This is a genomic window from Glaciecola sp. HA4-3 (assembly GCF_055693685.1).
Window position 1 is genome coordinate 2,564,088 of the sequence record NZ_CM146340.1, and the last position, 15,914, is coordinate 2,580,001.

The 15,914-nt window shown below is 40.7% G+C and carries 11 protein-coding genes and 2 pseudogenes; 8 read left to right on the top strand and 5 right to left on the bottom strand.

Going from position 1 to position 15,914, the window contains the following annotated elements:
* Positions 1–36: 36 nt before the first annotated feature.
* Together acnB and ACZ1G6_RS12260 are read right to left on the bottom strand one after the other, a co-directional pair.
* Positions 37–2,651, bottom strand: a pseudogene (acnB, locus tag ACZ1G6_RS12255) (bifunctional aconitate hydratase 2/2-methylisocitrate dehydratase).
* A 216-nt stretch (positions 2,652–2,867) separates the two neighbouring features.
* Complete coding sequence (locus ACZ1G6_RS12260; protein ID WP_472616549.1) at positions 2,868–4,043, bottom strand: PQQ-dependent sugar dehydrogenase; 1,176 nt, start codon at positions 4,041–4,043, stop codon at positions 2,868–2,870.
* Between the two features lie 166 nt (positions 4,044–4,209).
* On the opposite strand from ACZ1G6_RS12260, the gene ACZ1G6_RS12265 reads away from it, so the two are divergent.
* The 4 genes and pseudogenes from ACZ1G6_RS12265 (at position 4,210) to trxC (ending at position 7,352) form a co-directional block, all read left to right on the top strand.
* Positions 4,210–4,698, top strand: a complete 489-nt coding sequence (locus ACZ1G6_RS12265) for a hypothetical protein (RefSeq protein WP_472616550.1) — start codon at positions 4,210–4,212, stop codon at positions 4,696–4,698.
* 140 nt (positions 4,699–4,838) lie between these two features.
* Positions 4,839–6,410 (top strand): annotated as a pseudogene (locus tag ACZ1G6_RS12270) (AMP-binding protein).
* 18 nt (positions 6,411–6,428) lie between these two features.
* Positions 6,429–6,869: an SRPBCC family protein gene (locus ACZ1G6_RS12275; RefSeq protein WP_472616551.1), complete on the top strand. Its 441-nt coding sequence runs from the start codon at positions 6,429–6,431 to the stop codon at positions 6,867–6,869.
* A gap of 42 nt (positions 6,870–6,911) precedes the next feature.
* On the top strand, positions 6,912–7,352 hold the full coding sequence (gene trxC, locus ACZ1G6_RS12280; RefSeq protein ID WP_472616552.1) for a thioredoxin TrxC: 441 nt from the start codon (positions 6,912–6,914) through the stop codon (positions 7,350–7,352).
* Here trxC and ACZ1G6_RS12285 read toward each other — a convergent pair.
* Positions 7,326–8,747, bottom strand: coding sequence for an alpha/beta hydrolase family protein (locus tag ACZ1G6_RS12285; protein WP_472616553.1), 1,422 nt, complete (start codon positions 8,745–8,747; stop codon positions 7,326–7,328). The genes trxC and ACZ1G6_RS12285 overlap by 27 nt on opposite strands.
* 64 nt (positions 8,748–8,811) lie before the next feature.
* Positions 8,812–9,582, bottom strand: a complete 771-nt coding sequence (locus ACZ1G6_RS12290) for a class II glutamine amidotransferase (protein ID WP_472616554.1) — start codon at positions 9,580–9,582, stop codon at positions 8,812–8,814.
* Between the two features lie 304 nt (positions 9,583–9,886).
* On the opposite strand from ACZ1G6_RS12290, the gene ACZ1G6_RS12295 reads away from it, so the two are divergent.
* Genes ACZ1G6_RS12295 through ACZ1G6_RS12310 form a run of 4 tightly spaced genes read left to right on the top strand, consistent with a single transcriptional unit; the run spans position 9,887 to position 13,361 of the window.
* Positions 9,887–10,852, top strand: a complete 966-nt coding sequence (locus ACZ1G6_RS12295) for an aldo/keto reductase (RefSeq protein ID WP_472616555.1) — start codon at positions 9,887–9,889, stop codon at positions 10,850–10,852.
* 9 nt (positions 10,853–10,861) lie between these two features.
* Positions 10,862–11,851 carry a TauD/TfdA family dioxygenase gene (locus ACZ1G6_RS12300; protein ID WP_472616556.1) on the top strand — a complete coding sequence of 330 codons (990 nt, stop codon included), beginning with the start codon at positions 10,862–10,864 and terminating at the stop codon, positions 11,849–11,851.
* Positions 11,852–11,855: 4 nt separating this feature from the next.
* A complete protein-coding gene (locus tag ACZ1G6_RS12305; RefSeq protein ID WP_472616557.1) occupies positions 11,856–12,872 on the top strand; it encodes a YeiH family protein in 1,017 nt (338 codons plus the stop codon).
* 21 nt (positions 12,873–12,893) lie between these two features.
* Complete coding sequence (locus tag ACZ1G6_RS12310) at positions 12,894–13,361, top strand: DUF302 domain-containing protein (RefSeq protein ID WP_472616558.1); 468 nt, start codon at positions 12,894–12,896, stop codon at positions 13,359–13,361.
* Positions 13,362–13,424: 63 nt separating this feature from the next.
* Here ACZ1G6_RS12310 and ACZ1G6_RS12315 read toward each other — a convergent pair whose 3' ends face one another.
* Positions 13,425–15,803: a TonB-dependent receptor gene (locus tag ACZ1G6_RS12315; RefSeq protein ID WP_472616559.1), complete on the bottom strand. Its 2,379-nt coding sequence runs from the start codon at positions 15,801–15,803 to the stop codon at positions 13,425–13,427.
* Positions 15,804–15,914 lie beyond the last annotated feature (111 nt).

Here is a 15,914-nt window from a genome sequence, read left to right on the forward strand (position 1 = left end):
ACGATTAAGTTGCCCGGCTTTTGGTATCAGTGAATATTAGGCAACATTCAGTGTTGGAATGATCTTCGCTTTAGCTTCTTCCTCAGCTTTCTTAAACTCGTCCATTCGGTCAAAGTTAAGGTAACGGAAGACTTCATCGCGCATAGAATCAATCTTGTCTGCATATTCCATGTACTCTTCTTTGTTTGGAATTTTACCTAAAATAGCACCAACAGCCGCGATTTCAGCAGAACACAAGTACACATCAGCTCCATCACCTAAACGGTTAGGGAAGTTACGAGTAGAGGTAGACAATACCGTGGAAGCAGCTAATACTCTCGCTTGGTTCCCCATGCACAAAGAGCAACCTGGCATTTCAGTGCGAACACCTGCTCTACCGTAGATATTGTAATACCCTTCTTCCATTAATTGAGCTTTGTCCATCTTAGTAGGAGGAGATACCCATAAACGTGTTGGTAATGTTCCGCCGTATTGCTCTAACAGTTTACCGGCAGCTCTAAAGTGGCCAATATTGGTCATACATGAACCAATAAAGACTTCATCTATCTTATCACCTGCTACGTCAGATAGTGTCTTTGCATCGTCTGGGTCATTTGGACAGCATAAAATAGGCTCATCAATATCGTCTAAATCGATTTCAATGACTTCAGCATATTCTGCATCTTTGTCCGCTTCCATTAATGTCGGGTTGTCTAACCATTCTTGCATCTTTATAGCCCTGCGCTCTAGTGTGCGCGGGTCACCGTAACCTTCGTTGATCATCCAACGCAGCATCGTAATGTTAGAACGAAGATATTCAGCAATCGAGTCCTCAGACAATTTAATGGTACAGCCAGCAGCTGAACGTTCTGCAGAAGCATCTGACAATTCAAATGCTTGCTCAACTGTTAAATCTTCCAATCCTTCAATTTCTAAAATCCGACCAGAAAATGCATTAATCTTGCCTTTTTTAGCAACTGTTAATAAGCCTTCTTTAATGCCGTACAAAGGAATTGCATGAACAAGGTCACGAAGTGTGATACCAGACTTCATCTTTCCTTTGAAACGAACCAACACTGACTCAGGCATATCAAGTGGCATTACACCAGTAGCAGCTGCAAAAGCAACTAGACCTGAGCCTGCGGGGAATGAAATACCCATAGGGAATCGAGTATGTGAATCACCACCAGTACCAACAGTATCAGGCAATAACATGCGGTTTAGCCAAGAGTGGATAATGCCATCACCTGGGCGCAATGAAACGCCACCACGGTTCATAATGAAATCAGGTAAGGTGTGCTGCGTATCAATATCGACTGGCTTAGGATAAGCCGCAGTGTGACAAAAAGACTGCATTGTTAAATCTGCAGAAAAACCTAAACATGCTAGATCTTTGAGTTCATCTCGTGTCATTGGTCCGGTTGTATCTTGTGAACCCACTGTTGTCATTTTTGGCTCACAATAGGTACCAGGGCGAATGCCATCTACACCACACGCTTTACCCACCATTTTTTGTGCAAGTGTGAAGCCTGCATCTGTTGAAGCAGGCACTTCTGGAACTCTAAATACATCGCTAGTACCAAGACCTAACGATTCGCGTGCTTTTTGCGTTAATCCGCGGCCAATAATTAAATTGATGCGTCCACCCGCTCTTACTTCATCTAGCAATACTTTAGATTTATAGCTGTATGTTGCTAGTTCTTCGCCAGTGTCTGCATTTTTAATAACGCCATCTAATGGATAGATGTCTATCACATCACCCATGTTCATTTTCTCTACGTCAGCTTCAAATACTAGCGCGCCGGCATCTTCCATTGTATTAAAGAAAATAGGGGCAACTTTGGAACCAATACAAATACCACCGCCTTTTTTATTTGGTACGCCTCTGGTAAATCTTCACCAAAGAACCATAAAACAGAGTTGGTTGCTGATTTACGTGAGGACCCGGTCCCCACAACATCACCCACAAATGCAACAGGGTGACCTTGCGCTTTTATTTCATCAACTTTTGCCAATGGGCCTGTCTCACCATGTTTTTCAGGCTCAAGACCATCGCGCGTCATTTTGTACATTGCGCGCGCATGCAGCGGAATATCTGGACGTGACCATGCATCGGGCGCTGGTGATAAATCATCAGTGTTAGTTTCGCCAGTCACTTTAAAAACTGATGCGGTAATTTTACTTGGTAAATCATCGCGCGATGTAAACCATTCAGCGTCCGCCCAAGAATGCATAATTTCAGTCGCAAACTTATTGCCCGCCTTGTGCTTTTCTTCAACATCATGAAATGCATCAAACATCAATAAAGTATGCTTGAGTTCTTCGGCAGCAAGTTCGGCCAAATCATCATTATCAAGTAATTCGACCAAGGTAGTGATGTTATAACCGCCATGCATGTTTCCTAACAACTGCACTGCTGCTTCAGCACTTATCAAAGAACAAGTTTCTTCGCCTTTTGCAATTGCACTCAAAAAGCCCGCTTTTACATACGCCGCTTCATCGACGCCTGGCGGAACTCTTTCGGCCAATAGTTCAACTAGAAATTCTTCTTCACCCGCTGGTGGATTCTTCAAGAGCTCAATCAGTCCTGCGACTTGTTCTGGATTAAGCGGTTTTGGTGGAATGCTTTGCGCAGCGCGCTCTTCTACATGCTTACGATAATCTTCTAACACCTTATTGGTCCTCTTATGTGTGCTTGAGAGCATTGAATCACAGTGCTTATTACCGTGAGCTCACAAGGATTGAGAAATTTAGGGCACAAAGTATAACATTTGTGCACCGAAATTGAACGCAAAGTAGAAAAATCTGGGCTATAACCAGTATTCACCACCTAAATTAAAATCAATTTGTCTATTTTTTGTACCTATATAATTAGCAAGGTCGATATATTATGACTTGTAACCAGTTGAGTTTAAAACCTCTAAAACCTTGCCGGGCATACCATCGGTCAAAATAAATAACCTACCATCATTAGATTGGTTTATGTCTCGCATTCTATAACCACTGCTAGGAAAATGTATAGTTTCATTCTGTAGCATACGACTATTATCTATGCCCTTATTGCTTGTAGATATGCTAAGGCTATAAAGCTGTTGGTATTTTAAAGATGGCAGCAGTAGCCTATTTGTAAACTCTGGCAAGGCCTCAGATGCGTAATACAACATGGAAGAAGGTGCAATTGAGGGTGTCCAATTATATAAGGGTTGGAGCATTCCATCATACTGAGTAAATGGCGTAATTTGACTGCCTATATAATCTTTACCCAAAGTAATTACAGGCCAGCCATAATTTTGCCCGGCATATATTTGATTTATTTCATCGCCACCATCAGGGCCATGCTCATTTGACCACAAACTACCGTCGGGTAATATTATTAATCCTTGGGGGTTGCGGTGACCAATACTGTAGATAAGCTCTGCGCCTGCTTTTGTGGTGAACGGATTATCCGGATATGCTTGACCAGTATCAGTCATACGTAATATCTTGCCCATGTCATTTGTTAATAGTTGGGCTTTTTCTCGATAATCAAAGCCATCACCGGTCGTCACAAAAAGAGTATCTTCAGCGTCAAACACCATACGTGCGCCATAATGTACCGGCGTTGAGCGTTTTGCTTTTTGTTCAAAAACAACTTCTTTCGTTTTTACAGTAGAATCATCTAATAAAATACGGATAATTTTTAATCCATTTTGCTCATCTGTGCCAAACGAATAACTTAAATATATCCACCCATTATTATGATAATTAGGATGAAAAGCGATATCAGCAAGCCCACCCTGCCCTTTATAATACAAGTCGCTTAATTCTAATTCGTATAGCGCAACAAGCTCACCATCAAGGCTATAACGACTTAATTTGCCGTCGCGGTGAGTGATAAAGATTTCTTGTAATGGCGATACTTCAATTGCCCAGCTTGCTGGCATATCATCAATAAAGGCCTCTAGTGACATGCTATTATTTGAATTGTTAGTTAAAACGCCCTTATCTTCGACGCTTTGTGCTTGGCTTAAGGGAAAGACTAACAAAAGAGTCAAAAAGCATAAAATTAATACAGCCCTATTCACATCAAAGTCCTTAAATGAATTTTGGATAAATATACATCACTATATGATACATAAATTGGCACAATTAAGTTTGCTATTGTAATGTACTACGAGTAATTATTAAGCTTAATTGATACACTTATCGTATATATACCACATAGCAAAACTAACAATATAGTAGTGACATATGCCACATAATGAACAGCACAATTCAGGCCAACACTTTTCAAAAGTCCAATTGCTTATCCACTTTATTTGCGCAAGTGCTATTGCCTTTTTAGCGGCTAGTATGTTCCATTCGCAGCAAGTGATTGCTGCACTGACCGCAATCGATATTACAGTTGGATTATCTGATAGAGTGTCTATGACCTTCGCCGATATTGTTGGTTTATTGCCAACCTATGGCGCCATTATTGCAATCGGCTTTTTGATTGCTTTTAGCATCACTTTTTGCTTAAAAAAATTTACACCTGCTAAGTCTTTTCATTTGTATACCCTTGCTGGTGGCATAGCAATATTGGTTATTTTAATTGCGATGCAACCTATCTTAGGTGTTGAACTCCTTGCAGGCGCTCGCTCAACGACTGGATTTGCTTTGCAAGTGTTAGCAGGCGCAATAGGTGGATTTTGTTTTGCGCACCTTCGTAGAGCAAATTATCAAAAAGTTAATCTGTAGCGATCTAGGCTCCATGGCAAAACCAAAAGAAGTATTAGCGGTGTTGATGGTCGAACTACATAAAATATGATGATCCCAATTTGTAAATATGGTGTTAAATAGTAGTACTAAATACCTTTTACTTTTTGATGGAGCATTATATGTCTCAGGCTCACGAGCTTATCCCTTCGCATATTCATAGTCTTGCTGATTATATAGAAGATATATTCAAAAAATATACTGACTTACCCGCATACAATGCAATTGGGCAGACCAAAACGTTTAGCGAAATGGAAGCCTTATCGGGTAAGTTCGCCAACTATTTGCTTCATCATACTAACTTGCAACTACAGGCGATAGAATCGCTATCCAATTGCCTAATCTTATTCAGTTTCCAATAGCTGCTTATGGAGCACTTAGAGCCGGAATGGTTGTGGTCAACACAAACCCACTGTATACCCCAAGCGAGATGAAGCATCAATTTAATGATTCGGGTGCCAAGGCCTTGGTTATTTTAGCGGACTTCTTACCCAAACTTGACGCGATTAAAGACGATATTAAACTTGAAGATGTTATCGTAACCAGCGCTACGCAATTGTTAGATAACAAAGAAGTAGAGGGTGACTATCCTTGTTTTGCTAAAATATTCGCTATAATGCAAAGTAGTGATATTCCAAAGCGTCCTGAGACAAAGTGGGATGACCCTTGTGTATTGCAATATACCGGCGGTACAACTGGTGTGTCAAAAGGTGCTGAACTGAGCCATCAAAATGTCTTTGTTAATAGTATCCAAACGCTCAATAGACTTGGAAAAGCTTTTAAAGAAGGTGACGAGTTGGTTGTATGTCCTCTTCCCCTTTACCATATTTATGCGTTTTCAGTATGCATGATTACCTTTTTCGCAAAAGGTGGCATGGTACTGTTGATTCCAAACCCGCGTGATATTGATAGTTTTGTGCAAACCATTAAGCCACATAAATTTACTGCTTTTGCTGGCATCAATACTTTGTTCATGGGCCTTTGCCAACACCCAGAATTTAAACAATTAGATTTTTCTCGCCTTGATTTAACAATGAGTGGTGGAACCGCGCTTACATCAGGAGCAGCACAACTTTGGGAAGCGACAACTAAATGCAGTGTTACCGAAGGATACGGCCTTTCTGAAACGGCGCCTGTGTTAGCATTTAACTTACCTTAGTGAAGAACAATTAGGTACTGTCGGCCCTGCGTTATCGCACACTGATATTAAAATTCTAGATGCCAATGACCAAGCCTTGCCACAAGGTGAAGAAGGCCAAATTGCTGCCAAAGGCCCCCAAGTAATGAAAGGATATTGGCAAAGGCCGGACGAAACGGCAAAGGTCATGACTGACGATGGTTATTTTAAAACTGGTGACATAGGTCTAATTACCCCTGAGGGCGCGGTAAAAATTGTTGACCGATTAAAAGATATGATCATTGTTTCGGGCTTTAACGTTTATCCAAATGAAATTGAAGAAGCACTTTGCAAGCATCCAAAAGTCTTAGAAGCGGCAGTAATTGGTAAGCCCGACGATAAGACCCAAGAACGAGTTTGTGCATTTATCACAGTGAGCGAGCCTGTTAGCGATGAAGAACTACAAAAGCACTGTTCACAAACACTCACCGGCTATAAAATACCAAAAGAATTTAATACCATCGATGAACTACCAAAGTCCACCGTAGGCAAAATTCTGCGTCGTGAGTTACGATAATAAAATAAAGGAAGTAAAATGTTTTCAATAAAAGTAGAGCGCACCATTAATAAGCCAATCGAGGCGGTGTTTGAGGCGCTTACTGATCATGAAAATTATGAGCAATTTAAGGGGGTGGACCAATCTCGCCTTCTTACCCATGGCCATGAAGATAAAAATGGCTTAGGTGCAATCAGAGAAATAAAAGCTTCAAACTCTGTATTGCATGAGGAAATTGTCGCATATGACCCCCCAAATATGTTCGCGTACTCTATTACCTTTTCAAGCCCGCTTCCTTATGCAGATCAACGTGGTGAAGTAAGGTTGGTTGAGGATGGCGGAAAAACTCATGTAACTTGGGAATCAAAAGGTCGAATTACCACTCCCATTTTAGGTAAATGGTTTTATGATAAACAAATTCAAAAACATGGTGCGCGAGCTTTTGGTAGCATTTTAAAATTTATTGAAAACAGTGAATAGTGACTTGGTAATTCTTCAGCTAAAAATAAAAACGGTAATTGTATGCATATAGTATGTGCGCATTGTGGTGCGATTAATCGTATCCCTAAAAGTAAAAACCATCTTGATGCAAAATGCGGTAAGTGTGCTCAAAGTGTCTATTGTGGTGCGCCCGTCAACTTAGACGATAAAAACTTCTTTAGATACATAGAGAAAAATGACCTTCCGATTATCGTCGACTTCTGGGCTGACTGGTGTGGTCCATGTAAGGCAATGGCGCCTGTCTTTGAACTGGTTTCAAAACAATCTGACGGCCTTTTATTTGCCAAGGTTGATACACAAGATGCGCAGCAAGTTTCAGCAGAAGCTAACATTCGTTCAATTCCTACCTTGATATTTTTTCATCAAGGGGAAGAGCTTGACAGAGTATCCGGCGCCTTGCGAGAACCCCAACTGAAGCAATGGATTATGCAATGTCTAGGGAGAGGCTCGCTCAAACCGTAAGCCAATCGCAGTTCTATTTTTAAAGCCTTTCCAATATGTATGTTCGGGACGAAGTTTGCCATTTTCATCTACCGACCAAATTCCTTTGTTAGCAATAGGAATTAGCGTTAAATAGTCTATTGCTCTATCAGCGCTTATTACGCTGTCTGTGAACGCTAATTTACCGCCCTTTAGATGCTGTGATAACCAAGCTGTCACAAAGTGTTGAGATATATTATTCATCCTGACACTGTCCCAAACAGGGTCGGTATAATGATCACTGACGTGAATACCAATTTCAGGATCAAATACGAAAGATTCGACAGGTGCAGGCATCGGAGCGCCAGCACTATGCATTGCATTTTCAAAACTCAACAAGGCTCGCTTACTGTTAGTCAATTGCTCAAATATAGCTTTCACGCCATTTTCATAGCCTGAAACGTCATCTTTAGTTCCACTAACAAGCAGCGTCGGTAAAGTTAGATTAGATAAGCCTTTTTTTGTCCATAGTTGATTATTCTTTCCCCAAGGTGCAAAGGCTATTACCGTTTTAATTCTATCATCTGGCCTTTTCGTTTGAAGGTGCTTTTGAGTATATTGAGATAGTAATGAAAACGGCGGAGCAAACGGCGCGTCAATCAAATCTTCGTTAAGATATGCTCCTGCGGTAATTAATGCACCATATCCACCCATTGAATACCCAATAATTGCGGTGTTTTCGGTATCCACTAGGTTAAATAAGAATGATTCTGGGTCATTACTTCGCTTAGCAATAATGTCAAGAGTAGCCTCTTGATCAAGAGTACGATTTAACAAGGTTGAAGTGAAACTTGCTAATGTGCGATAGGTTGAGTCAGTATGGTCGATAGACGCGACTACATATCCTTTTGACGCAATATTTTCCGCTAAATGCGCCATTAAAAAGCGATTACTAGGGTAGCCATGGGATATAATGACAAAAGGAAAAGAAGCAGTGCCTACCGCTTTAAGTGGCTCAGCGTCTCTTATCGCTTTTCCATGAAGTGATATGACTTGTTTAGCATCTCGCATATAAGCAGAATAAGTTTGCGAACCGACTGAGTCTTCTCTGGCTGGATACCATATCTCTAGTGTCAAAGGCCTGTCGTATATTGGCAGCGATTCAGCTTGCGTCGTCTCGTTAATGCTAAGTACATCTACTTGGCCTTTATTGACAAAATCAAGTGTTTGTACACCCACTGAATACTTTCCATATGCCGCTAGCAAGGGAGCATCGGGTCGTTGAAATGAAATATCATTATGTATTTTACTATTGCTTATCTGAGTACTTTGCAGATGCACGTTAGCGACGCTTGCCACGTTAGCAGAGGCTATAAGTAATAATAAACCAATACCCGTATTCGCGCCTAGACCGAATTTTTTCTGCGTATTTTGCATATTGATTTTTTACCTTGTGAGTTTATTTATTGATACTTATGTTAATGATAGTGCATTGCCAACATCACACTAATACACCAAACTTAAACAAGCAGTGTTCACCCTTTTGCATTTTGTGCCATTGCTCATTAGTGGTTAGTGGTTGAGTACTAATCACCGTCACAATATCGTTTGGCGTCGTTTCTTTTTGGAAATCTACCGTCATTTCAGCATCTATCAAACTTGCTTTTCCAAAAGGCGCTCTTCGTGTAATCCAATGTAAATTATTAGTGCAATATGCCTGTAAATAGACGCCATCTGTTAACATCATATTGTATACGCCAAGCTCACGAATTGTGTCACATAGGGTCGCGATGTATGAAAACACAGGCTTCATATTATTTGGCTTAGCTTTTCCAAACTTTTCAAAAATGCTATCTAAAATCCAACAAAAAGCGCGCTCGCTATCAGTGTTTCCAATGGGAATATGGTATTTGATTGGCAAGGCCTTGGTATAGCCGCTTAGCTGGCCATTATGCGCAAATGTCCAGCTCTTTCCCCATAACTCTCGTGTAAAAGGATGTGTGTTTTCAAGACACACCGCTCCTCTATTAGCTTGTCTGATATGGCTAATGACCGTTTTACTTTTTATAGGATAGTCTTTAATGAGTTTAGCAATTACCGAGCTACTGCTAGGATGCGCGTCCTTAAAGTTTCGACACCCTTTACCTTCATAAAATGTAATTCCAAAACCATCTTTGTGTGGTCCAGTTCTTCCTCCACGCTCCATTAAGCCGCTAAAACTAAAACAAATATCAGTAGGCACATTTGCACTCATGCCTAACAGTTCACACATAGCTATTTCCTCGTATTTTATGTCTTATACAATATTCATTGAAATGGGCAAAGTACAGCATTACGGTGAAAATAATGTTTAATAGCGCATTAATAACTAGTACTGTCACTAAATATCACTCATTTATTTTCTAAGTATCCGTAGATTCTCACAAAGCATTAAAAGTTAAATCTACTACTTGTCGAAAAACAGTGAAGTTAATAATACGCTTATTTGTCTTCGTGATTCCATTGACAAAAATCATCACTTACCTTAACTTATGTCTTATATAAGACTTATAAATAATAGTAATGTGAGTGTAGTCATGTCAGAAAAAACGAAAAGTATACCAAGCGTCGGTTTTGGCTTGTGGAAAATTGCTAAGGAAGATTGTGCACAAGCAGTTTACCAAGCAATAAAAGCAGGTTATCGCCACCTCGATAGTGCGTGCGACTACGGCAATGAAATTGAAGTTGGCACTGGTATCAAAATGGCCATTGATGATGGTTTGTGCACACGAGAAGATTTATGGATCACCTCAAAACTTTGGAATACTTTTCATGCAAAAGAGCATGTTGAACTTGCTTTGCAAAAAACCCTCTCAGATTTACAACTTGAATATCTTGATTTGTATTTGATTCATTTCCCTATTGCGCAAAAATTTGTGCCTATTGAAACCCGTTATCCTCCTGAATGGATTTTTGATCCAACGAGTGAATCGCCACAGATGGAGCGTGCACCAGTGCCATTAAGCGAGACATGGAAAGCTATGGAAGCGCTATACGAAAAGGGCTTATGCAAACAAATAGGTGTGTGTAACTATAACTCAGGGCTGCTTCATGACTTAATGTCATATGCAACTATCAAACCCAGTATGCTCCAAATTGAGAGTCACCCGTATCTTTGCCAAGAAAAGCTAATTAGACTTGCGAAAGATTATGGATTACAAGTTACTGCCTTTTCTCCTTTGGGCGCTTTATCTTATCTTGAACTAGATATGGCAGGCGCATCAGAATCTGTATTGGAACAAGCCGTGGTTAAACGCGCTGCACAGCGACTTGGTAAAAGCCCTGCCCAAGTGGTTTTGCGTTGGGGAGTGCAACGAGGCAATGCCATTATTCCTAAAACAACACGCCCTGAACGTTTAGTTGAAAATATCAGTTTATTTGATTTTGAACTTAGCGAAGAAGAGATGGAGCAAATAAATGCGTTAAATAGCAACCGCAGATTTAATGACACTGGCGAATTTTGTGAAGCTGCATTTAATACCTTCAACCCAATTTATGATTAGGAGTATATTATGAGCCAAACTGCTTTAGAATTTGTCGACGTTCCCATGCAATTAACATGCGATGATTCTGTATTTCCAAGTGTAGTACTCAATAGCGAAGGCTTAAAAAATGCGCAAGAGTGTGAAAATTGGATTCAGACTCATCAAGACGTCTTAGAAGAACGACTAAGGGAATCTGGGGCAATATTATTTAGAGGGTTTCCTTTAGATTCCGCCGAAACATTCGACCAGTTTTCAGCGGCTTTTAATTATCCTAATTTTACCTACAAGGAATCTTTGTCAAACGCTGTTAGGATCAACTTTACCGAACGCGTGTTTACAGCCAACGAAGCCCCTAAGGATGTTGAGATATATCTACATCACGAAATGGCCCAAACCCCTATATCACCCAGCAAGCTCTTTTTCTTTTGTAAAAGCGCTGCTGAAACAGGCGGCGCAACGCCAATATGTCGCTCAGATATGCTATTTAAATCTTTACAAGAAAAAGCACCAGAACTGGCACAACAGTTTGAACAAAAAGGTCTTAAATACACAACTCAAATGCCAGCAGAAGATGACCATCAAAGTGGTCAAGGAAGAAGCTGGAAAAGTACTTTGAGCGTTAACAGTCAGCAAGAAGCAGAAGACAAACTTCGTGAGCTTGGCTATGCATGGGAATGGGTAAATGGACAAGACCTAAGGGCAACGACCCCCGTTTTACCTGCGGTTGTAAGACTTAAGAATGGAAAAAAAGTATTTTATAATCAATTGATTGCGGCATATATGGGCTGGAAAGGTGTTAAAGAAAACCCAGCCAGTGCAATTACGTTTGGTGATGGCTCACACATAAGTGCACAATCGCTAGAATTGGTGGCATCGCTAGCCGCACAATATACTTTTGATTTACCTTGGCAAGATGGTGACGTTGCATTGGTTGACAATTATATGGCAATGCATGGTCGTAAACCCTTTTCTGGAGAGCGCAAGCGTCAGGTATTAGTCGCGTTGGCGATGGATTAAGGCTTTGAGTGCCTTAAAGCAGTCCGCAGTATACAAAGATATCTTGGATATTCTTCCGGGTATTGCAGTGTCTGTTGTTGTTGGTCTAGCAGCACTGTTCTTAAGCGAACACTATGGCGCGCCAGCAATGTTGTTTGCCTTGCTTTTGGGCATCGCCATGTCGTTTATATATCAAGATACAAAATGCAAGGCAGGCATCGACTTCACCGCATGTCATATCCTTAGAATCGGCGTAGCATTATTGGGTTTGCGTATTGCCTTTAATGATTTGGCTACTATGGGATGGAAGGTTGCCATATTATTAGTGCTAGCGATTGGTTCCACTATTTTGTTAGGAATTGTACTTGCAAAAGCAATGGGATTTAAGAAGCGATTTGGCGTATTAACTGGCGGTTCAGTAGGGATCTGCGGCGCATCAGCAGCTATGGCTATTTCAGCGGTACTCCCCGACAGTAAGGATAAAGATCGAGATACCTTGCTCACTATCATTGGAGTCACAACGTTGTCTACTGTTGCGATGGTGCTTTACCCAATAATCGCAAGTTACCTTGACCTCACCGAAACACAAACCAGTTTGTTTTTAGGCGCCACCATTCATGATGTAGCCCAAGTAGTAGGCGCTGGCTACTCGGTATCAGAGCAAACGGGAGACTTAGCTACGCTAACAAAACTTGTTCGTGTTGCATTTTTGATGCCCGTTGCAGTATGTATTTTACTCGTCCTAAAATTGAACTTGTCTAAACAGAGTAAAACGCAAAATGCTAAACCACCCGGTATTCCCGGTTTTTTAATAGCGTTTGTTTGTTTAATGACGCTTAACAGTGTTATTGATATACCCGCAGCACTAACCGCAATTTCAACCGATATATCGCGATTTGCGCTTGTAATCGCAATTGCAGCGATAGGTATGAAGTCGAATCTTGCACAAGTCACGGAAGTTGGAATTAAGCCTGTCGTAATACTTGTTGCAGAAACACTATGGATAGCATTGTTAGTCTTAGTTGCGCTCTATTTCATATAAACTAACCACAAAGGCAAACCTATGAAAACGCTTATTTTTTTTAGCTCTTTTGCATTCCTGTTTTTACTATCAGTTCACTTAATTAACGCAGACGAAGATATTAATGGCCTTGTTGTTTTGAAAAGCGAATTTAGCACCCAAGAAACTGCAAGCCGCTTTGCGACCATTTTGCAAGATAAAGGTCTTCGCCAATTTGCCCTGATCGATCATGCTCAAAATGCTGATGGCATCGATATGTCTTTGCGCCCGACCTACACCTTTATCTTTGGCAATCCGCAAGTTGGAACGCCATTAATGAAGTGCCAGCAAAGTATCGCCTTAGATTTACCGCAAAAAGTATTAATTTGGCAAGATGAACACCAACAAACATGGTTAGCATATAACGCACCTGACTACCTAAAGACAAGGCATAAGGTTGAAGGCTGTGATGCAGTATTTGATAAAATTAGCCTTGTGCTACAAGCATTAGCAACGAAAGCTATTAGCTAGTTAATGAGAAATTAAGTCAATAAAAAAGGCGCTTACGCGCCTTTTCGTTGTCTAGAGATTAACTTAGAAGTTAACTCTTAATTGAATACCGAAGTGACGGTCAGCGTCTCTTGGTATTTGATAACGGAAGTTATCACCACTATAGGTAGTCACAAACTTTTCATCCGTTAGGTTTTTCGCAATCAACGAGATACGATAAGCATCATCATCAAACGAAAACGCAACACTAGCATTTAGTAAGGCATAATCCGGTAAAAATGTCACATCACAAGGTTGTGCAGACGTACCAGGACCACCTGCGTTAATATCGTCCGTATATACATAAGAGGCATTAAAGAATACATCCATATCGTCTGTTTCATAGATATATTCACCCATTAGTGAATATTTCAAATCAGGCGAAAATGGTAAATCTGCACCTGAATTGCCATCACACGTAGTCAGACCCACTGGACAACGGAATTCATCGACTACAGCATCAACTGATGCTAAACCGCCGCTTAAGACGAAGTTATCTGTTGCTTGCCACATGAAGTCAACTTCGACACCTTCGGTCGTAACCGAGCCTGCATTGGTTAAACGGGTAATGAATACGCCATCAAGTAATTCAGGGTTATTGGCTTGAAAGCCATCTATATCGGTTCGAAATGCTGCTACATTCAAAATTAAATCGTTTGTTGCGTACTTATAGCCAATCTCATAAGCATCAGACTCTTCAGGACCAATCGGCAAAGTGTCATTTTGAGACATGTTATAAAATACGTTAAATGCAGGGCCTTTATAACCTTGCGAATAAGTCGCATAGACCATACTGTCATCATTGATGTCGTATTGGCCGCCTAATTTAAAAGACAAATCAGTTTCATCTGTTTTACCATCAAAATCAGTCTCAAAGCTCCTAACACCCACACCTGTTCGACTAAATTCATCATTACTTCTTCGATTATGTGAATAGCTCACTTCATCTTTAGTATAACGAGTACCAAACAATAAACGTAAATCGTCACTGATGTGATATTTCGCATCAGCAAACAACGCCATATTTTGAAATTCTGTTTCCATAAATGCAGTAGCGCTTACAATATCATTCGCATTACAACTAAGTCCTTCACTGGCAATAAAATCATTTACCGCTTGTTCAGTTGGATTAGCTTGACCTAATACATTTTGCAAATAAGCACTAATAGCGGCTGGAAACTGACCATTGTTATTTTGACATGATGCTTCACGCGTAAAGTTACGATTTGACGTTTGATTCCACCAGAAAAAACCTGCTTGATAGTCAAATGCGCCACCAACTGGAGATGCAATACGAATTTCTTGTGATAGTTGATCCCACTCTTGCGGGCCAATATCGTGCAATTGGAAAGGTACACCAAACACAGGGAATGGTGCATCACCCGCCGTTGATGTGAAATCTCCCTCACGGAATTCAGTATTACTCCAGCTTCTGTAAGCACTGATAGAAGTAAGCGTATGCTCACCTATGTCTTTGTCAACTTGAACAGAAAATGCAGTATGCTCATCAAGCGTACGGGTCTCAAAATCATGGTCAACTTGGCGTTGATTTAAGTCTAAGTCCCCAGCTCCAGAGCTGTTTGGAGAAGCTTCTGATTGGTGACGACCGCTGGGCGCTAATTCTAAATCGGCACAACAATTATCATTAGAAGTAATACTTTCAAAAATAAATAGAATATCAGTATCATCCGCGGCGCTATAATCTAGCATTGCACGGACACCTTCTTTGTCGTAGCCATTTGTTTGTTCATTGGTAAATACATTAGTAATGTATCCATCAAACTGGCTCTTAAGAACGGTTAAGCTTCCGTTTAAATTATCATTAAGCGCACCTGAAACGCGACCACGCAAACGATATTCAGCATCTTGCATTACCGTTGCTTCAAACATGCCTTCAAACTCATCACTAGGACGTTTTGATACCATATTTACTACACCCGCTGAGGCGTTCTTACCAAACAATGTGCCTTGTGGGCCTCTTAGCACTTCGATACGTTCAAGATCATATAAATCAACAAATGCTTGACCAGAGCGACCTAATACTACGCCATCCACAACCGTCGAAACGCTTGGCTCTGCTGCGACACTAAAGGAAATCGTTCCGATTCCGCGAATAGTTAACGCTGAGTTTCGTGTCGTGTTACCTTTTCTGAAGCTAACCGAAGGCACTAAGGCCTGTAAACCTTCAATGTTTGCGGAAAATGCTGAATTTATCTGATCTTCTCTCAGTACCGATACGGCTACTGGTACTTCATTTAAGTTCTCGACACGCTTTTGCGAAGTAACGGTAATAACTTCTAAGCCACTATTTTCTGCTTCTGTTGCTTGTTCTTGCGCATTGGCAACCATACCGACACTCAAACAAGTGCTTAACGCGAGTGCACGAGCTAGGCATGTTTGTAGTTTGCTTGGTTTGAATTTCATGTTGTTCTCCAAGTGTTATTATTTTATCTCATACTCTTTGTATGTTTAGGAACATCAAATTATGTGAGGCTTGCTAAACAACGTCGCTCAATACTCGAGCAATGCAACATC